Annotated in this window: 29 protein-coding genes; 27 read left to right on the top strand and 2 right to left on the bottom strand. The window is 44.7% G+C overall.

What is annotated here, in order from left to right:
- Positions 1 to 225: 225 nt before the first annotated feature.
- The 3 genes from ACR5KR_RS30220 (at position 226) to ACR5KR_RS30210 (ending at position 5,849) form a co-directional block, all read left to right on the top strand.
- Entirely contained in the window at positions 226 to 1,671 is a 1,446-nt protein-coding gene (locus ACR5KR_RS30220) for an efflux RND transporter periplasmic adaptor subunit (protein ID WP_448269091.1), read from the top strand.
- Positions 1,672 to 1,746: 75 nt separating this feature from the next.
- On the top strand, positions 1,747 to 5,061 hold the full coding sequence (locus ACR5KR_RS30215) for an efflux RND transporter permease subunit (RefSeq protein ID WP_448269090.1): 3,315 nt from the start codon (positions 1,747 to 1,749) through the stop codon (positions 5,059 to 5,061).
- 311 nt (positions 5,062 to 5,372) lie between these two features.
- A complete protein-coding gene (locus tag ACR5KR_RS30210; RefSeq protein WP_448269089.1) occupies positions 5,373 to 5,849 on the top strand; it encodes an N-acetyltransferase family protein in 477 nt (158 codons plus the stop codon).
- 42 nt (positions 5,850 to 5,891) lie between these two features.
- Here ACR5KR_RS30210 and ndhN read toward each other — a convergent pair whose 3' ends face one another.
- Together ndhN and ACR5KR_RS30200 are read right to left on the bottom strand one after the other, a co-directional pair.
- Positions 5,892 to 6,368, bottom strand: coding sequence for an NAD(P)H-quinone oxidoreductase subunit N (ndhN, locus tag ACR5KR_RS30205; protein WP_445628862.1), 477 nt, complete (start codon positions 6,366 to 6,368; stop codon positions 5,892 to 5,894).
- A gap of 702 nt (positions 6,369 to 7,070) precedes the next feature.
- On the bottom strand, positions 7,071 to 7,262 hold the full coding sequence (locus ACR5KR_RS30200) for a hypothetical protein (protein ID WP_445628861.1): 192 nt from the start codon (positions 7,260 to 7,262) through the stop codon (positions 7,071 to 7,073).
- Positions 7,263 to 7,506: 244 nt separating this feature from the next.
- On the opposite strand from ACR5KR_RS30200, the gene rplC reads away from it, so the two are divergent.
- The 24 genes from rplC (at position 7,507) to rpsK (ending at position 20,551) form a co-directional block, all read left to right on the top strand.
- Positions 7,507 to 8,139 carry a 50S ribosomal protein L3 gene (rplC, locus tag ACR5KR_RS30195; RefSeq protein WP_445632242.1) on the top strand — a complete coding sequence of 211 codons (633 nt, stop codon included), beginning with the start codon at positions 7,507 to 7,509 and terminating at the stop codon, positions 8,137 to 8,139.
- Positions 8,140 to 8,235: 96 nt separating this feature from the next.
- Entirely contained in the window at positions 8,236 to 8,874 is a 639-nt protein-coding gene (gene rplD, locus ACR5KR_RS30190) for a 50S ribosomal protein L4 (protein WP_445628860.1), read from the top strand.
- Entirely contained in the window at positions 8,867 to 9,181 is a 315-nt protein-coding gene (locus ACR5KR_RS30185) for a 50S ribosomal protein L23 (RefSeq protein ID WP_069070779.1), read from the top strand. The genes rplD and ACR5KR_RS30185 overlap by 8 nt, the downstream gene beginning before the upstream one ends.
- 154 nt (positions 9,182 to 9,335) lie before the next feature.
- Positions 9,336 to 10,199 (top strand): 50S ribosomal protein L2, encoded by an 864-nt coding sequence (gene rplB / locus ACR5KR_RS30180; RefSeq protein WP_335003857.1) that lies wholly within the window; start codon positions 9,336 to 9,338, stop codon positions 10,197 to 10,199.
- Positions 10,200 to 10,341: 142 nt separating this feature from the next.
- On the top strand, positions 10,342 to 10,620 hold the full coding sequence (gene rpsS, locus ACR5KR_RS30175; RefSeq protein ID WP_012410721.1) for a 30S ribosomal protein S19: 279 nt from the start codon (positions 10,342 to 10,344) through the stop codon (positions 10,618 to 10,620).
- Between the two features lie 80 nt (positions 10,621 to 10,700).
- Positions 10,701 to 11,057: a 50S ribosomal protein L22 gene (gene rplV / locus ACR5KR_RS30170; protein ID WP_069070777.1), complete on the top strand. Its 357-nt coding sequence runs from the start codon at positions 10,701 to 10,703 to the stop codon at positions 11,055 to 11,057.
- Positions 11,058 to 11,109: 52 nt separating this feature from the next.
- The gene (gene rpsC, locus ACR5KR_RS30165) at positions 11,110 to 11,892 is read left to right on the top strand and encodes a 30S ribosomal protein S3 (protein ID WP_445628859.1); all 783 of its coding nucleotides are present in this window, start codon (positions 11,110 to 11,112) and stop codon (positions 11,890 to 11,892) included.
- Between the two features lie 73 nt (positions 11,893 to 11,965).
- On the top strand, positions 11,966 to 12,391 hold the full coding sequence (gene rplP / locus ACR5KR_RS30160; protein ID WP_012410718.1) for a 50S ribosomal protein L16: 426 nt from the start codon (positions 11,966 to 11,968) through the stop codon (positions 12,389 to 12,391).
- A gap of 3 nt (positions 12,392 to 12,394) precedes the next feature.
- Complete coding sequence (rpmC, locus tag ACR5KR_RS30155) at positions 12,395 to 12,622, top strand: 50S ribosomal protein L29 (protein WP_445628858.1); 228 nt, start codon at positions 12,395 to 12,397, stop codon at positions 12,620 to 12,622.
- A 6-nt stretch (positions 12,623 to 12,628) separates the two neighbouring features.
- Positions 12,629 to 12,877 (top strand): 30S ribosomal protein S17, encoded by a 249-nt coding sequence (gene rpsQ / locus ACR5KR_RS30150; RefSeq protein ID WP_094349093.1) that lies wholly within the window; start codon positions 12,629 to 12,631, stop codon positions 12,875 to 12,877.
- A 46-nt stretch (positions 12,878 to 12,923) separates the two neighbouring features.
- A complete protein-coding gene (gene rplN, locus ACR5KR_RS30145; protein WP_099101129.1) occupies positions 12,924 to 13,292 on the top strand; it encodes a 50S ribosomal protein L14 in 369 nt (122 codons plus the stop codon).
- On the top strand, positions 13,292 to 13,645 hold the full coding sequence (gene rplX / locus ACR5KR_RS30140) for a 50S ribosomal protein L24 (RefSeq protein ID WP_448269088.1): 354 nt from the start codon (positions 13,292 to 13,294) through the stop codon (positions 13,643 to 13,645). Before rplN ends, rplX begins: the two co-directional genes overlap by 1 nt.
- Before the next feature lie 126 nt (positions 13,646 to 13,771).
- On the top strand, positions 13,772 to 14,320 hold the full coding sequence (gene rplE, locus ACR5KR_RS30135; RefSeq protein WP_445628857.1) for a 50S ribosomal protein L5: 549 nt from the start codon (positions 13,772 to 13,774) through the stop codon (positions 14,318 to 14,320).
- A gap of 20 nt (positions 14,321 to 14,340) precedes the next feature.
- Positions 14,341 to 14,742, top strand: coding sequence for a 30S ribosomal protein S8 (gene rpsH, locus ACR5KR_RS30130; protein ID WP_094349096.1), 402 nt, complete (start codon positions 14,341 to 14,343; stop codon positions 14,740 to 14,742).
- An 86-nt stretch (positions 14,743 to 14,828) separates the two neighbouring features.
- Positions 14,829 to 15,377, top strand: a complete 549-nt coding sequence (gene rplF / locus ACR5KR_RS30125) for a 50S ribosomal protein L6 (RefSeq protein WP_322738048.1) — start codon at positions 14,829 to 14,831, stop codon at positions 15,375 to 15,377.
- 2 nt (positions 15,378 to 15,379) lie between these two features.
- Positions 15,380 to 15,742, top strand: a complete 363-nt coding sequence (rplR, locus tag ACR5KR_RS30120; protein ID WP_445628856.1) for a 50S ribosomal protein L18 — start codon at positions 15,380 to 15,382, stop codon at positions 15,740 to 15,742.
- 117 nt (positions 15,743 to 15,859) lie between these two features.
- Positions 15,860 to 16,387, top strand: coding sequence for a 30S ribosomal protein S5 (rpsE, locus tag ACR5KR_RS30115; RefSeq protein WP_322679498.1), 528 nt, complete (start codon positions 15,860 to 15,862; stop codon positions 16,385 to 16,387).
- 100 nt (positions 16,388 to 16,487) lie between these two features.
- Positions 16,488 to 16,931 carry a 50S ribosomal protein L15 gene (gene rplO / locus ACR5KR_RS30110; RefSeq protein WP_322731372.1) on the top strand — a complete coding sequence of 148 codons (444 nt, stop codon included), beginning with the start codon at positions 16,488 to 16,490 and terminating at the stop codon, positions 16,929 to 16,931.
- A 74-nt stretch (positions 16,932 to 17,005) separates the two neighbouring features.
- On the top strand, positions 17,006 to 18,316 hold the full coding sequence (gene secY, locus ACR5KR_RS30105; protein ID WP_104906409.1) for a preprotein translocase subunit SecY: 1,311 nt from the start codon (positions 17,006 to 17,008) through the stop codon (positions 18,314 to 18,316).
- Between the two features lie 2 nt (positions 18,317 to 18,318).
- The gene (locus ACR5KR_RS30100; protein ID WP_448269087.1) at positions 18,319 to 18,873 is read left to right on the top strand and encodes an adenylate kinase; all 555 of its coding nucleotides are present in this window, start codon (positions 18,319 to 18,321) and stop codon (positions 18,871 to 18,873) included.
- Positions 18,874 to 19,148: 275 nt separating this feature from the next.
- Positions 19,149 to 19,373 carry a translation initiation factor IF-1 gene (gene infA / locus ACR5KR_RS30095; RefSeq protein WP_006276978.1) on the top strand — a complete coding sequence of 75 codons (225 nt, stop codon included), beginning with the start codon at positions 19,149 to 19,151 and terminating at the stop codon, positions 19,371 to 19,373.
- 118 nt (positions 19,374 to 19,491) lie between these two features.
- The gene (gene rpmJ / locus ACR5KR_RS30090) at positions 19,492 to 19,605 is read left to right on the top strand and encodes a 50S ribosomal protein L36 (protein ID WP_015129703.1); all 114 of its coding nucleotides are present in this window, start codon (positions 19,492 to 19,494) and stop codon (positions 19,603 to 19,605) included.
- Positions 19,606 to 19,720: 115 nt separating this feature from the next.
- Positions 19,721 to 20,101 (top strand): 30S ribosomal protein S13, encoded by a 381-nt coding sequence (gene rpsM / locus ACR5KR_RS30085; RefSeq protein ID WP_104906411.1) that lies wholly within the window; start codon positions 19,721 to 19,723, stop codon positions 20,099 to 20,101.
- Between the two features lie 54 nt (positions 20,102 to 20,155).
- Positions 20,156 to 20,551, top strand: coding sequence for a 30S ribosomal protein S11 (gene rpsK, locus ACR5KR_RS30080; RefSeq protein ID WP_069070761.1), 396 nt, complete (start codon positions 20,156 to 20,158; stop codon positions 20,549 to 20,551).
- Positions 20,552 to 20,773: the final 222 nt, after the last annotated feature.

Genomic DNA, 20,773 nt, shown 5'->3' with positions numbered 1-20,773 from the left:
TATACTGAGTTAAGAATTGCATCGTCAGCTAAAAAGCGGGCGACTCAATTTAATCAGTTAAAGTGGTGAGAAATTTTTTTCAATAAAAAGTAATTTTTGATACAAAATTCTGCAAGAAGATAGCCAATTGACTCTCGCCGCTTTTCACTATTGATAATGTCTCAAAATTACTTGGTAATGCACGGCTGTTTAACCCAAAAAGCTCACCAAATACAAGAAAAATAAATGATTTTGGACAGACATAAGCCGCACAAGCAGGCGAAATCACCTTTGGCAGCCGCTAACCAGGTAATTAATACCCAGTTAAATTCAGTTATGAAGACTGATGTGGCTGTTGCAGATGTAAAAAATAGTTTTGACACAAAGGTGTCTTCCCCTTTTGCATCCAAATTATTGATTCCCTGTCTGCTGGGCATAGGACTGCTGAGTGCGAATTGTGGAGCGCTACCCAAGGAAGAAGCGGCTGACGCACAATCTCAGAGTCCTGGTAGCGGACAACGTGGTGGTGCAACGGCTGTAGATGCAGCGATCGCTCGAACTGATACGCTACAAACACAACCAGAATACACAGGTAATACAACACCCTTCCGAATTGTATCACTGCGATCGCAAGTAGAAGCTCGGTTGTTGGCTTTGAACCTTGATGTCGGCGATGCAGTCAAGCTTGGGCAAAACGTCGGGCGGTTAGATGATGCCATACTTTCGACCGAATTAAAGCAAGCAGAAGCAGAGCTAGCAGCCCTGAAATCAGAAGTAGCCAGGGCAACCAATCAGGTAAGCAACGCTCGTGCAGACGTTGAACGGGCGCGCCTAGAAGTAGTACAAGCTCAAGCAGACTCAGAGCGGCAGCAGAGGTTGTTCAAGGCTGGAGCGATCGCTGAACAAACTGCCCAGCAAGCACGTACCCAGGCAAAAACAGCCGCCCAGGCACTCCGGGCAGCCCAAGAACAAGTTCGCACAGAACAGCAAGCCGTCGCTGCCGCCCAAGGTAGAGTACTTGCTCAACAGGCATTGGTTGCCCAAACCAAAGAGCGCAGGTCTTATACTCGGCTGGTATCTCCCATCGCTGGCGTAGTCACAGAAAAGGTGACAGAACCAGGCAACCTGCTGCAAGCAGGTAACGAAGTCTTGAAAATTGGCGACTTTAACCGTGTCAAAGTTGTCGTCCAAGTTTCGGAATTAGAACTGGCACAAATTCAAGTTGGACAATCTGTACAAGTCCGTTTAGATGCCTTCCCCAAAGAAACATTAATTGGCAGAGTTACCCGCATTTCGCCTGCTGCCGATGCTACAGCTCGCTTAATACCTGTAGAAGTAGTTATTCCCAACACTCAAGGTAAGATTGGTAGCGGACTACTGGCGCGAGTCAACTTTCAAAACCAGACTCAACAGCGAGTAGTAGTACCGCAAACAGCGATTCAAAAACAAGCAGGGGCAGCAAAGGCAGCACAGAAAGAGCAAGAAAACTCGTCGGGCACGCTATTTGTGGTGAAAGACACAGATGGTAAGACGAAAGTAGCGACGCGTGCAGTTACTTTAGGAAAAAGGGCTGATGGCAGAGTGGAAATTTTATCCGGTTTGCAAGCAGGAGAGCGCTACGTTGTTCGTAGTGGTAAGCCGTTAAAAGAAGGTGACACTGTAAGTCTTTCAATTCTTTCAGAAAAGCAATAGTAGGGTGAGCAATAACCACCATACCCAAGAAAAAAGTACTCAGTAGTCAGCACTTAGCACTTATCACTTAGTATCATGCAACAGGCAAATAATAATAGTGGCAATAGCGGATTTAGCCTGAGTGCGATCGCTATCCGCCAACACATTAGCACACTCATGCTCACCGTGGCAGTAATTGTCATTGGGGTATTTTTTCTCACAACGATCCAAGTCGATCTCCTACCATCAATTACCTATCCCCGAATTGGGGTGCGGCTAGAAGCTCCTGGTATTTCACCAGAAGTAGCAGTAGATGAAATCACCAGACCCTTAGAAGAAGCTTTAAGGGCAACTGAGAATGTAGTGCAAGTTTTTTCCCGCACTCGTGAAGGACAAGTCAGCCTCGATTTATACTTCCAACCAGGGGGCGATATTGACCAAGCTTTAAACGATGCAACTGCTGCTTTTAACCGAAATCGAGGACAATTACCAGATACGATAGAGGAGCCGCGCTTATTCAAAGTCGATCCTTCTCAATTGCCGGTTTATGAATTGGCGCTGACATCTGCCTCGTTACAAGGGAAAGATTTACGCGTATTTGCTGATGAAGAGTTAACGCGTGAACTCAGTGTAGTACCAGGAGTCGCTTCTGTTGACGTATCCGGCGGTGCAGAAGAAGAAGTACGAGTGCTTGTTGACTTAAACCGATTGCAAGCTTTGGGTGTCGGGTTAAATGATGTCTTAGATGAATTAACAGCCCGTAACCAAGATACTTCTGGTGGTCGGATTCTGGGGCAAAATTCCGAGCCATTAACTCGGACTGTCGGACGTTTCCAAAATGCCAAGGAAATTGAAAACCTTTCCTTAGAAGTTTCTTCTCCTGCTAGGGCTAATACCAGTAATAGCAGTAATACCACTACCACTTCTACCACTACCCCTACACCCTCCCGCCGCGTTTATTTACGAGATTTTGCTGAGGTAATTGACGATACAGAAGAACAGCGAGTATTTGTTTATCTGAATCGTCAGCCTGCGGTGAAATTTTCAGTCCAAAAGCAGCCTGAAGCCAACACGATCGCAGTTGTAGATGCTGTTAAACGGCGAATTGAACAATTACGACAATCAGGTTTAATTCCAGCAGACATGACTTTGAGTCCCACCACAGATGAATCTGTCTTCATCCGCAATTCTTTAAATGATGTGATCTTTTCGGGGATTTCTGGGGCATTGCTAGCAGCAGCAGCAGTATTGTTATTTTTGGGATCGTTCAGGCAAACATTTATTATCAGTTTGACGATTCCGCTGTGTACTCTAGCAGCGATCGCTTTAATGAAAATCTTTGGTTTAACCTTGAATGTATTCAGTTTGGCAGGTCTGACATTAGGAGTCGGTCAAGCAATTGATACATCGGTTGTGATCTTGGAGAACATTTCCGAAAAAGCGGGGATGACTCCTAACCAGAGAGAGATGGAGGCAGAGGGACAGAGGGGCAGAGGGGCAGAGGAGAAGGGAAGAAATTCCAAATTCTTTATTGACAGTGCAACTACTGCTTCTCAAGAAGTAGAATCTGCTTTAGTTGCGGCTACGGGTGCCAACTTAGTTTCTGTAGTGCCATTCCTCTTAATTGGCGGCTTTATTGCACTGCTATTTAATGAACTGATTCTGACAATTAGCTTCGCAGTCGCAGCATCTCTTGTGGTTGCGATTACAGTAGTGCCGATGCTATCTTCTCGACTTTTGGGAATCCGCTGGTCTAGTCGGATTAGTGAATTTTGGCTGCTTAGACAGTTTAATCACCGATTTGAAGATGCGACGCGGGGATACAGTAACTTCTTAACCAAGGTCTTACGCTATCGCCTTTTCGTAGTAACTGCTGCTTTGGTAATTTTAGGCGGCAGTAGCTTCTTCATGTTTGGTCAAATTCCCCAAGAAATTTTACCGCGCATCAGTACCGGACAAGCTACCTTGAGAGCGCAGTTTCCTCCCGGTACACCTTTAGCAACTTCTGAAAAAGTTATGCAAATTGTCGATGACATTTTGCTCAAACAACCAGAAACCGAATCTGCTTTCACAACTGTGGGTGGTAATTTATTTGGCAGCAGTACTACAGAAAATCCTTTACGTGCTAGCAGTACCATCAATCTAAAACCAGGTACAGATGTTGAAGCCTTCGTCAAAAAAGTAACTCAGGAATTTAACAAACTCAACTTAGCAGGAATTCTGCTGCGCCTCAATCCTGGTCAGGTGCGGGGTTTAATCTTGAGTAATTCTCCAGTGCAAGGGTCAGAAGTTGACGTGATTCTGCAAGGTGAGAATGAAGAAAACTTAACGCAAGCCGGGGCCCAAGTGCTGCAAGCATTACAAGAAAGAGCAAAATTAGCGACATTCCGACCAGATGCCGACCCCCGACAACCGGAAATCCAAATTCGCCCCGACTGGGAACGGGTTTCAGCTTTAGGGTTGAGCGCCGGACAAATTGGTGCAACAGTTCAAACAGCAATTGAAGGTTCAGTTCCCACGCAAATTCAACGCGGTAATCGTTTAGTTGATGTGCGGGTGCAGCTAAATAAGGAAGCGATTCAGCGTCCTTCCCAGCTAGAACAATTACCACTATTTACAGAAAACAATCAACTAATCCGGCTTTCAGATGTGGCAAACATTCAAGAAGGTCAAGCGCCTGGTGAGGTGCAACGGATTAATCAGCGCCAAGCTTTTATTGTCGCCGGAAATCTTAGCGAGGGAGCTAGTCTTGGTGAAGCGATCGCAGAAGTCAACGAGGTACTTAAAGATGTAGACTTACCTGATGGTGTTTCCATTGTGCCTAGTTCTGCCCAAGAAACGAATCAGCAACTTCAGGATGCTTTAAAAACTTTGGGGGCGTTGGCAACGTTCTTAATCTTTGTAGTTATGGCGGTACAATACAATTCGCTAATTGACCCATTGGTAATTATGTTCACCGTACCACTAGCGTTAGCTGGGGGAATTTTTGGACTTTACATTACCCAAACTGCAATTGGCGCAACTGTAATTGTTGGTGTCGTCCTGCTGGTGGGAATTGTGGTGAATGCAGGGATTCTGATGGTGGAACTGGCGAATCAAATTCGGGAAGAAGTTGGTTGTAGTCGCCAAATTGCGATTATGAAAGCTGCTCCTCAACGCTTGCGCCCAATTATCATGACCACAGTCACCACTATCTTGGGACTGTTTCCTTTGGCATTGGGCATTGGTGAAGGTTCTGAATTTTTGCAGCCTTTAGGGATTGTAGTTTTCTTTGGGATGGCGATCGCAACAATGCTGACATTATTTATCATCCCCTGTTTTTATATTCTGCTGCACGATTTGCTTGGTGGAAATTGGGCAAAGCCAGTGTTAATCCGATTGCGTGGAGTGACGAAAAAACTTATTAGCTAATGAGCATTTAAGTTGCACATAGCGCAATACCGATTTTATTGGCGATCGCGATTGCTGTTTCTTTCTGGAGTGGTTATAAATAGACAGCCGTTTGCTATAGTCTCTAAAGCTTATAACCATTTCAGATATCCACTTAGACATCGCCCCTGTTCTAACCAAGCCAGCTTTTCCCAATGCTAAAAACAAAGTTTTCCAAAATTTATGATGCTCAGGGTCAACAAAACGATACTCTTGGCTGAGTAAGTGAATAAAAACTAATATCCCACTGCAAGGCATTCTTTCTTGTTTGTGCTTTTTGTGCTTGAAAGCTTATGCTGATCCGCTCCGCTACAATAACTGACGTACCCGCAGTTTTACCAATGGTTGCCAAAATTTGTGCTTTGCATGAGTCTTGGGATTCCGCCAAATATGGTTTTCTACCGCATCCAGAACAGCGTTATGAGCAATGGTTGACGCGTTTGGCAAATAGCGATGGACGCAGTATATTTCTCGTATCCGAAAATGAAGGGCAAATTGTCGGGTTTCTAGTGGCAACAGTTGAGCGAGAAATACCAATTTACCGATTACAGGAATTTGCTTTTATTCATGATATCTGGGTAGAGCCGGAATATCGCCAAAAAGGAATTGCGCGGCAGATGGTCATGCTAAGTATTGAACGCTTTCATCAGATGGGCGTCAAGCAAATTCGTCTAGATACAACAATTGCTAACGAGGCTTCACGGCGGTTGTTTGCATCTTGTGGTTTTCGATTCAGCATCATTGAAATGCTGATTGAATTGAGTCATTAGTCATTAGTTATGAGCAAATGACTAATGACTAATGACAAAGGACTAACTAGCTAACAGAGTTTTTTCTAGAGAAGTCCAACGGAAAGAGCGATCGCCACCCCTCTCAATGATTATTCTCACTCGTGGTTCTAGTTGAGGCAAATTCGTCAAATACTCAAGTTCTTGATTTGAAAGAATATGCCCTTCAATAATCCACAAGACCAGCCCCTTAGACTTTGGTGGTAGCTGTTCTAGATGAGAATTGAGAATTGGGGGTAAATAGTACACATGACCCACTGCGGCACCGCTACCAGTGCTTTTTTTTCCAAGATGAGGAGGTCTGACTCCATGAATTCTTGTGAGATACGCAGCTAAATCACCCAGTCCTTTAGCAGTAATGTGGAGGGTAGTATAGCCAGCTGCCCGTAGTCGGCGCTGATATCGACCTTCATAACCCCCTTCTAGAGGTACATACACTCCCAAAGCGCCAAACTTTTCCAGATCGCGGATTAAACCGTTGCCAGTGGTAATTAGTGCCATAGATTTTCGTATTATCCCACTTAGATATCTCTATTATTTACCCTGAACCGATAGATTAAAAGCATTTTTTTGGGGTATTGGGCATTGGGATTAGGGGAGAGGTGACAGGTGATAGGTGATAGGTGATAATCTGTACCCTGTATCCCAATACTTGTCGGATTTTGGGGAAAAGGGGAAGGTTAAAGGGGAAAGAAAAAACCTTTAACCTTTACCCTTTAACCTTTTCCCAAAACCCAATTCCGAGTTAAAAATGCATAAAGTGAGCAGTATTGCCCTGTACCCTATTCCCTGTAACCTGTACCCTATTCCCTGCTCCCTTGCTTCTTCCCCACTCCCTAAAAATAACTCTATAAATTACTGGACAAACATAAATAAATAATTTATATTATTAGATTGTGACCAAAAACGCAAATTAGGTCAACTTTTTACTGTCATTCTGAGGTAGTGCTAGCATCAAAAACTGATGACTGAATCCAAATTGGATAATCTAGCTCAGAGCGATCGTAGACTGGTAAACTAAGAAAGCTTTCAGGTCAACATTAGAGCTTATGAAAGAATAACTAAAGTTAATCCTAAGCTCCAACGTAGATTTACTCCTGTGCCTCCAAAAAAGCAGGCAAAAGCTTAAACAATAGTTTAAGGTGTTTAAGGAAGTAAAAACTGAGCAGCAATGTTGGTTTCATGGCATTACGTCAGTCTCAGTTAACGGATACTGGGCGGTAATAACCGCTTAAGTCCAACTGCAACACGGCAGTAGCCAATCTCTAAGAAGCCGCCATATAAGGCGTGTACAAATCGGGAAACCTGCCGACAGCGCTGCCTCCAGAAAGTGCCAAAGCAATTGCTTGGACGAAAGCATTGCTGCACACAGCTGAAAGCTGTAGCGCCTTGCATTGATTCCAGAAGTTACTCCTTCCAAACGGGAAGAGACTTGTGGCTGTTCTAGCGATCTAGTGAGTGAAGCTAAACAGATTCACCAAGCAGTACGGACACAGTTTGTTGTGTCCGAAAGCATTTGGAACGGTTTATTGAAACCATTCTAAATTTCCCAGGCTAAACCAGCCTAAACTGATGCGTACAAAGCGTGTCCTCTAGAGTCCAATTCCAAGGTCAGCAAGTAGAAGGAGAACCAGTTACTGTGTCTGTAGGTATTCTCGGCACCAAGCTGGGCATGACCCAAATATTTGACGAAGCAGGAGTGTCTATTCCTGTAACTGTCATTCAAGCAGGGCCATGCACCGTTACACAAGTTAAAACCAAAGAAACCGATGGTTACTTTGCCATTCAAGTTGGTTATGGCGAAGTCAAACCCAAGGCACTAAATAGACCACTACTGGGCCATTTGGCTAAATCATCTGCCCCAGCATTGCGTCACTTAAATGAATATCACACCGATAGCTCTAGTGATTATGCTTTAGGTCAACAGATTAAAGCAGATATTTTTAGCGCAGGTCAAATTGTCGATGTCGTCGGCACAAGCATTGGTCGTGGCTTTGCGGGAAACCAGAAGCGCAACAACTTTGCTCGTGGACCCATGTCACACGGTTCCAAAAATCACAGAGCACCTGGTTCAATAGGTGCTGGTACAACACCCGGTCGTGTCTATCCAGGTAAGCGGATGGCAGGTCGTTTAGGTGGAAAACGTATTACAATCCGCAAACTGACCATAGTGCGAGTCGATCCAGAACGCAACTTATTGCTAATTAAAGGAGCCATTCCTGGTAAAGCAGGCGCTCTAGTAAGTGTTGTACCGGCAAAAATAGTGGGATAGTCAAAAGTCATTAGTCAGTAGTCATTAGTCAGTAGTCATTGGCTAAGGACAAAAGACAAATGACTTTTGACAAATGACAAAGGACAAATAACAAAAATGGTTGAAAGCGTAGTTAAAAATTGGCAAGGAGAACAGGTCGGCGAGACGACCTTCGAGTTGCGCACTGCCAAAGAAGAAACAGCGTCTCATATTGTACACCGCGCCTTAGTACGGCAATTGACCAATGCTCGTCAAGGAAATGCCAGCACAAAAACTCGTTCAGAAGTCAGAGGTGGCGGTCGTAAACCTTGGCGGCAAAAAGGTACAGGTCGCGCTCGTGCAGGTTCTATTCGTTCGCCATTGTGGCGTGGTGGTGGTGTGATCTTTGGGCCAAAGCCCAGAGATTTCAACCTGAAGTTGAACCGCAAAGAGCGACGTTTAGCATTGCGGACAGCATTTGTCAGCCGGATTGACGACTTGATCGTAGTAGAAGAATTTAGCACCGAGCTATCTCGCCCGAAGACTAAAGAATTAGTAGCAGCACTTGCCCGTTGGGGAGTAGTACCAGAAAGCAAGGCACTGTTAATTTTGTCTGAAATTGCGGCTACAGATAACGTTTATTTATCAGGCCGCAACATTGAAAATTTAAAACTAATTGCAGCCGACCAGCTAAATGTTTTTGATTTACTGCACGCTGACAAAATAGTAGTTACGGCATCAGCCCTAGAAAAAATTCAGGAGGTCTACAGTGCCTAGCTTTGACCCCCGCGACCTTGCCGACTTAGTACGTCGCCCAATCGTCACCGAGAAAGCGACTATCTTGATGGAGCAAAACAAGTACACCTTTGAAGTAATTCCAAAGGCATCTAAGCCAGAAATCAAGGCTGCGATCGAAGATTTGTTTCAGGTCAAGGTTGTAAAAGTCAACACCACTCTACCACCGCGCAAAAAGCGGCGCGTTGGGAAATTTATTGGCTATAAACCCCAATATAAGCGAGCGATCGTCACCGTCGCACCTGGGGATGAAGACAAGATTAGACAAGTTCTATTCCCAGAAGTCTAGAAATTTTAGATTTTAGATTTTAGATTTTAGATTGAGGAGTTGACTGAATAAGTACCGAAAATGGTGGCAATTAGTTAAACACTCATTAAATTCAAAATCCAAAGTTCAAAATCCAAAATTAAGTAAATCCAAAATCCAAAATCCAAAATAGATTATGGGTACTCGTTCTTATCGCCCTTATACCCCCAGCACTCGCCAAGTTACAATCTCTGACTTTGCGGAAATTACCAGAACCGAGCCAGAAAAATCCTTAACAACCTCGAAGCATCGCGCCAAAGGTCGGAATAATCACGGACGGATTACTAGTCGTCGTCGGGGTGGCGGACACAAACAGCTTTATCGGATTATCGATTTTAAAAGGGATAAACATAATATTCCGGCAAAAGTCGCAGCAATTGAATACGATCCTAACCGTAACGCCAGAATTGCCCTTTTGTATTACCAAGACGGTGAAAAACGGTACATCCTTCACCCCAATGGATTGAAAGTTGGAACAATAATTATTTCTGGGCCGGAAGCTCCCTTTGAAGATGGAAATGCTTTACCGCTCTCGAAGATTCCCTTGGGTACTAGTGTTCACAACGTAGAACTGACCCCTGGTAAAGGTGGTCAAATTGTGCGTGCTGCTGGTGCTAGCGCTCAAGTTGTGGCAAAAGAAGGTAATTATGTAACTCTCAAGTTGCCTTCAGGAGAAGTCCGGTTGATTCGACGCGAATCCTACGCCACCATTGGACAAGTAGGCAACACCGATGCGAGAAACCTGAGTGCAGGTAAAGCCGGACGAAATCGCTGGAAAGGTCGCCGTCCTAAGGTTAGAGGTAGCGTCATGAACCCAGTGGATCACCCACATGGTGGTGGTGAAGGTAGAGCGCCTATCGGTAGATCGGGGCCTGTTACACCTTGGGGTAAACCCACATTGGGTGCGAAGACACGCAATCGCAAGAAACTTAGCAGCAAGTTGATTGTGCGTCGTCGTCGTAAGTCTTCTAAACGCGGTCGTGGTGGTCGTGAATCATAGAATTTTAGATTTTAGATTTTGGATTTTAGATTGAGGTCTACTCGTGAACATTGAAAATTTGTGAAACCTGATTAGATACCTAATTATCCAAAATCCGAAATTCTAAATCCTAATTCCTAAATCCTAAATCCAAAATTGAACTATGGGTCGTTCTCTAAAAAAAGGTCCTTTTGTTGCGGATCATCTCCTAAAAAAAATTGAAAAGCTCAACGACAACAACAGAAAAGAAGTTATTAAAACTTGGTCACGAGCTTCGACAATTTTGCCTCTAATGGTAGGCCATACCATAGCTGTTCACAACGGACGCCAACACGTTCCCGTTTTTGTAAATGAACAGATGGTAGGTCATAAGTTGGGTGAATTTGCCCCGACACGCACCTACAGGGGTCATGGAAAAAGCGACAAAAAAGCGGGTAGGTAGTCATTAGTTATTACTCATTAGTCATTAGCTAAAGACAAATGACAAATGACAAATGACAAATGACAAAATTGGAGAAAATTATGGCTACTAATACTACTGAAGTAAAAGCGATCGCTCGTTTTATCCGCATCTCGGCTTACAAAGTGCGTCGGGTACTCGATCAAATCCGCGGGCGATCTTACCGAGAAGCGTTAATCATCCTGGAATTCATGCCCTATCGCGCTACTGAACCCATATTGAAGGTTCTCAGAAGCGCTGCTGCCAATGCCGAACACAACGCTGGGTTAGATCGGACTCAACTTGTAATTACTCAGGCTTATGCCGATCAAGGCCCGCCATTGAAGCGCTTCCAACCAAGAGCGCAAGGTCGAGCTTACCAAATTCGCAAGCCGACGTGTCATATTACCGTAGCTGTTGCAGCTGCTCCAGAAAAATAAGCACGTTTACCCAATAAATTGCGTAAAGTAAGAAATTTTAGAGGAAGCATTTGTGGGACAAAAGATTCATCCAGTTGGTTTTCGCCTGGGTATTACACATGAACATCAATCCCGTTGGTTTGCTGTTCCCGATCGCTATCCAGAACTTCTCCAAGAAGACCACAAACTCCGTCAATACATAGAACAAAAGCTGGGTAGACAGGCTCAAAACAACGCCGGAATTTCCGAAGTGCGGATTGAGCGCAAAGCCGACCAAATCGACTTAGAAGTACGCACAGCTAGACCTGGGGTAGTAGTGGGTCGTGGTGGACAAGGTATCGAATCTTTGCGTACCGGACTCCAAGGATTGTTGGGTAGTAATCGTCAAATTCGGATCAACGTAGTTGAAGTTCAACGAGTTGATGCTGATGCCTACCTAATTGCCGAATACATTGCTCAACAATTGGAACGTCGGGTTTCCTTTCGGCGAGTAGTGCGGCAATCGATTCAACGTGCCCAACGCGCTGGTGTCCAAGGTATTAAAATCCAAGTTAGCGGTCGCCTCAACGGTGCGGAAATTGCCCGGACAGAGTGGACTCGTGAAGGTAGAGTACCTTTACATACCTTACGGGCTGACATTGACTACTCTTATTGCACGGCAAAAACTGTTTACGGCATTTTGGGTATCAAAGTATGGGTGTTTAAAGGAGAAATTATTCCAGGACAGGAAGAAACTCCGTTACCACCAGCAAATCGCGAACGCGAACGCGAACCCCGCGATCGCGAACGAGAACCTCGTCGCCGTCAACAACAACGTCGTCGCCAGCAATTTGAAGACCGCTCAAATGAAGGATAAATCGTCATTAGTCATTAGTCATTAGTAAATGACAGATGACAAATGACAAATGACAAATGACAAATGACAAACCATGTTAAGCCCTAGAAGAACTAAATTCCGCAAACAACAGCGCGGACGGATGGAGGGACTAGCCACCCGTGGTAGCACCCTCAACTTCGGTGATTTTGCACTCCAAGCGCAAGAACCTGCTTGGATTACCTCGCGTCAAATCGAGGCTTCCCGTCGGGCAATGACTCGTTATATTCGTCGGGGTGGACAAATCTGGATTCGGATTTTTCCTGATAAACCTGTAACCATGCGTCCTGCTGAAACCCGAATGGGTTCCGGTAAAGGTAATCCAGAGTTTTGGGTAGCTGTAGTCAAACCAGGACGAATTTTGTTTGAAATCGGTGGAGTTTCTGAAGAAATCGCTCGTGAAGCGATGCGTTTGGCTTCATTTAAACTGCCCATCAAAACTAAGTTTATTGTGCGCTCTCAACCACAGGAGCAGGAGTAGCTTATGCCTCTTCCCAAGATTTCAGAAGCTAGAGAATTAAGCGACGAGAAGCTTTCTGATGAAATTGTCGCGACCAAAAGACAACTATTTCAGTTGCGCTTGCAAAAAGCCACCAGACAATTAGAAAAGCCCCATCAGTTCCGACAATTGCGCCACCGTTTAGCCCAATTGCTGACGCTAGAAACAGAACGCAAACGGGCAGCAAATCAATCGGCTAAAGAAAAAAAGTAGGAGATTATGGCAGTTAAAGAACGAGTTGGCTTGGTAGTGAGCGATAAAATGCAAAAAACTGTGGTAGTCGCCATAGAAAACCGCGCTCCTCACCCCAAGTACGGCAAGATTGTGGTTAACACCCAACGATATAAAGTTCACGACGAAGAAAATCAGTGTAAAGTAGGCGATCGCGTTCGCATTCAGGAAACTAGACCCCTGAGTAAAACCAAGCGCTGGAAAATCACAGAAGTCCTGAACGTCAAGCCTACTTAAACCTCATCGTTGTTAAAAACTAACAACATTACAAGGGAGAATAATTGTGATTCAACCCCAGACTTACCTGAATGTCGCAGATAATAGCGGCGCCCGCAAACTGATGTGCATCCGCATCTTAGGCGGAGGCAACCGTCGTTATGGTTTTATTGGCGATAAAATTATTGCAGTTGTCAAAGATGCTACACCCAATATGGCTGTTAAAAAGTCTGATGTGGTGGAAGCAGTAATTGTTCGGACTCGAAAAGCTGTAAATCGCGATAGCGGCATGAGTATTCGCTTTGATGATAACGCTGCTGTAATCATCAACAAAGACGGTAATCCCAGAGGCACACGGGTTTTTGGCCCAGTTGCACGGGAACTGCGCGATAAAAACTTCACCAAAATTGTTTCTCTGGCTCCGGAGGTGCTTTAATGGCAACCAAACAGGGTACTCCCAAAGTATTCCACAAAATGCACGTCAAAACTGGTGACACCGTACAAGTGATTGCTGGTAAAGACAAAGGAAAAGTTGGTGAAATTATCCAAGCACTTCCCCAACTGAGTAAAGTTATCGTCAAAGATGTCAACATCAAGACCAAGCACGTCAAACCCCAGCAAGAAGGGGAATCGGGGCGAATTATTACCCAAGAATTCCCGATTCATAGCTCCAACGTAATGCTTTATTCCACCAAGCAAAACGTTGCCAGTCGTGTTGGTTACACCTTTACCTCAGAAGGCAAAAAGGTGAGAAAACTCAAGAAAACTGGCGAAATTTTAGATAAATAGTCATTAGTCATTGGTCATTTAGTCATTAGTTATTAGTAAAAAGACAAATAACAAAAGACAAAAGACAAATAACAAAGGACAATAAAAGTTCCCTGACCAAGCCCAGGGATATCAGGACAAAAAACTATGGCGACAACAAGACTCAAAACCTTATATCAAGAGACAATCGTCCCCAAACTGATTAATCAGTTTCAATATACCAACGTTCATCAAGTACCGAAATTAGTAAAGGTTACGATTAACCGAGGTTTGGGTGAAGCAGCTCAAAATGCGAAGTCGCTGGAAGCATCCATAAACGAAATTTCAACGATCGCTGGTCAAAAACCGGTGGTGACAAGGGCGAAAAAGGCGATCGCTGGCTTTAAGATTCGTCAAGGGATGCCTGTGGGGATCATGGTTACCCTCAGAGCAGAACGGATGTATGCCTTTTTCGACAGACTAGTTAGCCTGTCGCTACCCAGAATTAGAGATTTTCGGGGCGTTAGCCCTAAAAGCTTTGACGGACGCGGTAACTATACTTTGGGTGTGAGAGAACAGCTAATTTTTCCAGAAGTCGAATACGACAGCATCGATCAAGTGCGTGGTCTGGATATTTCCATCATCACCACAGCAACAAATGACGAAGAGGGACGCGCCTTACTTAAAGAATTAGGAATGCCCTTTCGCGATCAATAAGTTCATCTATAGAGGGAACGATGGCGGCTAACGACACAATTGCAGATATGCTGACGCGCATCCGCAATGCCAACCTGGCGCGGCATCAAACTACACAAGTGCCAGCGACAAAATTGACCCGGAGCATTGCCAAAGTGCTACGGGAGGAAGGCTTTATTGCTGAAATCGAAGAAGCAGAAGAAGGAGTAAAACGCAATCTGGTGATTTCTCTGAAATACAAGGGAAAAAACCGTCAGCCTTTGATCACCGCCTTAAAGCGGGTCAGTAAGCCTGGCTTGCGTGTTTATTCAAATCGAAAAGAATTACCAAGGGTACTAGGCGGCATTGGCATTGCCATTATTTCTACATCCAGTGGCATTATGACTGACCGCGAAGCGCGGCGTCAAAACTTGGGTGGCGAAGTACTTTGTTACGTTTGGTAGTCATTGGTCATTAGTCATTGGTCATTTGTCATTAGTGAAAGACAAAGGACAAAGGACAAAGGACAAATAACAAAGGACAAAAAGTCATGTCACGTATTGGTAAACGTCCAATTACTATTCCCGCCAAAGTTCAAGTGGCGATCGATGGTACGAATATTGTGGTGAAAGGCCCGAAAGGAGAGCTTTCTCGCACTCTCAGAGATAACGTCTCACTCTCTCAAGAGGGGGAAATATTACACGTAAATCGTCGGGATGAAACTCGGACATCGAAGCAATTGCACGGCTTGAGCCGTACTTTAGTTGCCAACATGGTCGAGGGAGTTTCCCAAGGTTTTCAGCGCCGTTTGGAAATTCAAGGCGTTGGTTATAGGGCACAAATTCAAGGGCGTAACCTAGTTTTGAATATGGGTTATAGCCATCAGGTGCAAATTGAACCACCAGATGGAATTCAGTTTGCCGTAGAAGGTACCACTAACGTCATTGTTAGTGGCTATGACAAAGAAATCGTCGGTAACACAGCCGCCAAAATTCGTGCTGTTCGTCCACCAGAACCTTACAAAGGTAAAGGCATCCGCTATGCCGGTGAAGTAGTCAGACGGAAAGCTGGTAAGACTGGTAAGGGTGGTAAGAAGTAGAAATGAAACTTACTCGTAGAGAATCAAAAAACCGTCGTCATCGACGCGTTCGTGGCAAAGTTGTTGGCTCCCCAGAACGTCCGCGTTTATCGGTATTTCGTTCTAATGAGCATATTTATGCCCAGGTAATTGATGATACTCAACATCAAACCATCGTGGCCGCATCGACTCTAGAACCAGAGTTGAAATCTAGTTTAGCGTCATGTGCAAACCGCGATGCATCGGTACAAGTTGGTAAGTTGATTGCAGTGCGATCGCTAGAAAAAGGTATCACCAAAGTAGTCTTCGATCGCGGTGGTAACTTATATCATGGTCGTGTCAAAGCGCTCGCTGATGCAGCACGCGAAGCTGGTTTAGATTTCTAAATTAGTCCTTTGTCATTTGTCCTTTGTCCCTTGTATAAGAGCTAATGGCTTCCCTTGTATAAGAGCTAATGACTAATGACTAATCACTAATGACTAATGACAAAAGAGGCATAAATTATGGCAACAGAGCGTAAAAGTAGAACAAAGCGTGCCAAAAAAGAAGAAACCACTTGGCAAGAGCGGGTTATCCAAATCCGCCGCGTGAGTAAAGTGGTCAAAGGTGGTAAAAAACTCAGCTTCCGAGCGATCGTTGTCGTTGGTAACGAACGCGGTCAGGTTGGAGTTGGAGTAGGCAAAGCTTCAGATGTAATAGGTGCCGTTAAAAAAGGCGTAGCCGACGGCAAAAAACACCTCATTGATATCCCAATCACCAAATCAAACTCTATCCCCCATCCTATTGATGGTGTCGGTGGTGGTGCAAAAGTGCTGATGCGTCCAGCCGCACCTGGTACTGGGGTAATTGCTGGTGGTGCTGTGCGAACTGTGTTGGAATTAGCCGGAGTTCGTAACGTCCTAGCCAAGCAACTAGGCTCAAACAATCCGCTCAATAATGCTAGAGCCGCAGTTAATGCCTTATCTACACTGCGTACCCTTGCTGAAGTCGCCGAAGATCGCGGTATTCCTATTCAAAATCTCTACATCTAACTAGTCATTTGTCCATAGTCACTAGTCCTTTGTTCTCAACAAACGACAAACGACACCAGACAAATGACAAACGACAAATGACAAATGACATTTTTAGCTTATGAGACTCCATGATGTTAAGCCGCAAAAAGGCTCAAAGAAACGCAAGCGCCGTGTAGCCAGAGGTATTTCTGCTGGTCAAGGTGCTAGTGCCGGTCTAGGTATGCGGGGTCAAAAATCTCGTTCTGGTAGTGGGACTCGACCAGGTTTTGAAGGTGGTCAACAGCCATTGTACCGCCGCCTACCGAAGCTGAAGGGCTTTCCGATTATTAATCAGAAGATTTACACTACGATTAATGTAGAGAAGCTAGCTTCCCTTCCCGCGAATACGGAAGTAACTTTGACCTCATTGAAAGCCGCAGGTATCCTGACTGCTGTCAAAGGGCCATTGAAAATTTTAGGTAACGGGGAATTGAGCATTCCGCTCAAGGTACAAGCGGCAGCTTTCACAGGTTCAGCTCGTAGCAAAATTGAGGCAGCTGGTGGTAGTTGTGAAGTCTTATGAGTGAGCCGGAACAGCACACTTAAATGCAAGCCAACTCGCTGCCAGTGCTTGGTTCACTATAAAGGTAGCACTCTATGATCAGTCGAGATAAAGCCCCAACGGCTCAAGAAACTTTTATGCAGATGGCACAGGCAGCTGGTCTCAGAGGTAGGCTGCTTGTCACCGTCGGTATTTTAATTTTGGTTCGCCTGGGTATCTTCTTACCCGTACCAGGGATTGATAGACCGAGATTTGCCGAAGCTATATCGGGCAGTAATTCCATATTCGGCTTATTGGATATATTTTCTGGGCGAGGACTTTCGACTTTGGGAGTCTTTGCTTTAGGAATTTTGCCCTTCATTAATGCGTCTATTATCATCCAATTGCTCACCGCGGCGATTCCATCTTTAGAAAATTTACAGAAAAATGAAGGGGAAGCTGGTCGGCGAAAAATATCGCAAATTACTCGCTATGTAACTGTAGGTTGGGCAATTCTTCAAAGTACAGCTTTTTCGGCATTATTCCTTCAGCAATTTGCCTTAAAGCCAGGGCCTATATTTGTTGCTGAAACGGCGATCGCTCTGACTGCTGGTTCAATGTTCGTTATGTGGGCATCAGAACTAATTACAGAACGGGGTATTGGGAACGGAGCATCATTGTTGATTTTTGTCAACATTGTGGCGTCATTACCAAAAGCTTTAGGCGATACCATCGACTTGGTGCAAGTAGGCGGTCGGGAAGCAGTCGGTCGGGTGATCGTGCTGATCTTAGTTTTCCTGGCAACAATTGTTGGTATTGTGATTGTGCAGGAAGGAATGCGCCGCATCCCAATTATTTCGGCTCGTCGCCAAGTAGGTCGCCGAGTTTTGGCAGAGCAGCGTAGTTATCTGCCACTGCGGCTAAATCAAGGCGGCGTGATGCCAATTATTTTTGCTGCTGCCATCCTCAGTTTGCCACTGCTAATCGCCAATTTTACTAAAAATGCTGATTTGGCGAATATAGTTAACACTTATTTGAGTCCAAGCGGTTCTAGCTCCTGGGTCTATGCCTTGGTCTACATGATTTCCATTGTTTTCTTCAGCTACTTCTATTCTTCGTTGATTCTCAACCCGGTAGATGTAGCCCAGAACTTGAAGAAAATGGGTTCTAGTATTCCTGGAATTCGTCCAGGCAAAGCAACTAGCGAGTATATCGAACGCGTATCCAACCGACTAACTTTTTTGGGTGCGATCTTTTTGGGCTTTGTTGCCATTATCCCCACAGCCGTAGAAAGCGCTTTAAATGTAAAAACTTTCCGGGGAATAGGTGCAACCTCGTTGTTAATTTTAGTTGGTGTGGCAATTGAGACAGCCAAACAAGTCCAAACTTATGTCATCTCTCAGCGCTATGAAGGAATGGTGAAATAATAGTGACGCGATTAATCTTCTTGGGGCCACCTGGAGCGGGTAAAGGAACACAAGCTCAAACTTTGGCTGAACACTTGAATATTCCCCATATTTCTACAGGTGAAATATTAAGACAAGCCATGAAAGAGCTAACTCCTTTAGGAATCAAAGCTCAAAGCTATGTTGATAGTGGCGAGTTAGTACCCGACCAGCTAGTGCAGGACTTGGTACAGGAGCGCCTCGATCGACCAGATGCCAAAAATGGTTGGATTCTGGATGGCTTTCCCCGAAAAGTTACCCAAGCAGCTTTTCTGGAGAAGTTACTGGAAGCAATACATCAAGGTGGCGAAAAGGTAGTCAATTTAGATGCACCAGATGAAATTGTAATTGCACGTTTGCTCGCTAGAGGACGAAAAGATGATACCGAAGAGGTGATTCGTCGTCGTTTAGAAGTGTACCGCGCGGAAACTGCACCTTTAATTAATTATTACGGCGATCGCAAAAAACTCCTAACAGTCAATGGCAACCAGTCCCAAGAAGATGTCACTGGTGAACTACAAAAGGTAATCGCTTCTTGAAAAAGAGGGGCAGGGCATGAGGGAGATGGGGAGATAATACTAACTCGTAACTCTTAACTCAGCACTGGCTCAACGCCCCTCTGACGCTAACAGCACGGGCTAAACGCCGAGCTATCGCTAACAGCACTCCTAACGCCCAATGCCCCATACCAAAAAAAAGATCAATTTTAGCTAAGATATATTAATAAAGTGTTGATATATTTCTTAAAATGTGTTTCTTTGCAGATGAAGCGCTGCAACTGAACACGAAATTGTTGAGTTGAGGAAAAAACAAATTGTCTAAGCAAGATTTGATTGAAATGGAAGGCACGGTTACAGAGTCCTTGCCCAATGCGATGTTTCGCGTTGACTTGGACAATGGCTTTAACGTGCTGGCACACATTTCCGGCAAGATTCGTCGAAATTATATCAAGATTTTGCCCGGCGATCGCGTCAAGGTGGAGTTAACTCCCTACGACTTGACCAAAGGCAGAATTACCTATCGACTACGCAAAAAGTAACTATTATGTAGAGAATTTTACCATAAAACCATTTTTTTGACTGTTTATTAGTCATTTAACTGGATTAATTTCCCTAGAAATGCTATAATTTTATATTTGGAGTCAAAAAATAAAAGGCATGAAAGTTAGAGCCTCAGTCAAGAAAATTTGTGAAAAATGTAACGTGATCAAACGTCGTGGTCGCGTTATGGTGATTTGCGTGAACCCCAAGCACAAACAACGTCAAGGATAACGCTCTTACCAACAGAGCTAGTTGCAGGACGCATATCATCATTAAAACGAAAAGACGCGATTAATCACGTTTTTCCAACCAACAGTAATTGCGACAACAATAGGGAGAGTTCATTGTGGCACGTATTGCCGGAGTAGACCTTCCACGCGATAAGCGCGTCGAGATCGGTCTAACTTACATCTACGGAATTGGATTATCACGCTCTCAAGAAATTATAGCGGCTACTGGTGTGAACCCAGATACTCGCGTTAAGGACTTAAGTGATGCCGATGTAACAGCCCTACGAGGGGAAATAGAAACCAACTATCAAGTTGAAGGCGACTTGCGGCGCTTGGAGTCTTTGAACATCAAGCGCTTAGTTGACATTGGTACCTACAGAGGTCGTCGTCATCGTATGGGCTTACCAGTCAGAGGCCAAAGAACTCGCACCAATGCTAGAACCCGTCGAGGCAGAAGGCAGACAGTGGCTGGGAAGAAGAAGGCTCCAGGGAAATAATTTTGCAACGCTTGTTAATCCGAGCAAGTTTTACCTTAAATCAACTAAACAAGTATGGCGAGACAACCAACTAAAAAAACCGGGAGCAAGAAGCAGAAACGGAATGTACCCAGTGGAATGGCCTACATCCAGTCTACTTTCAACAATAGCATTGTCACCATTACCGATCAAAATGGAGATGTCATCTCCTGGGCTAGCGCTGGTTCTAGCGGTTTTAAGGGAGCAAAAAAGGGAACTCCCTTTGCAGCGCAAACCGCAGCTGAAAGTGCAGCTCGCCGAGCTATCGATCAAGGAATGCGCCAAATTGAGGTAATGGTAAGTGGGCCAGGAGCAGGTAGAGAAACCGCTATCCGAGCGCTCCAAGGAGCAGGACTGGAAATTACACTGATTCGGGATATTACCCCGATTCCTCACAATGGTTGTCGTCCACCCAAGCGCCGTCGAGTTTAAATACCAAAACTTGGGCAGTGAGGACGAAAAGTTACAGCCAGCAATGACCGCTTGAGCGTCTAACGTTCAAACTGTCATTGAGTTAAAGCTTGGGCGACCAGAAGCGTGTCAGATTTTCTCGTCGGGAAAGTTGCTAAACTTCGGGCTACCCAAAATATTATTAATCAATTTTGGATTTTAGGTTTGCGATTTTAGATTGAACCCGATTATAAGGGTGCTGGG

The organism is Nostoc sp. DSM 114159, from assembly GCF_053470285.1.
The sequence above is the reverse complement of the archived record's forward strand: the minus strand, read 5'-3'. Positions and strand labels throughout refer to the sequence as shown.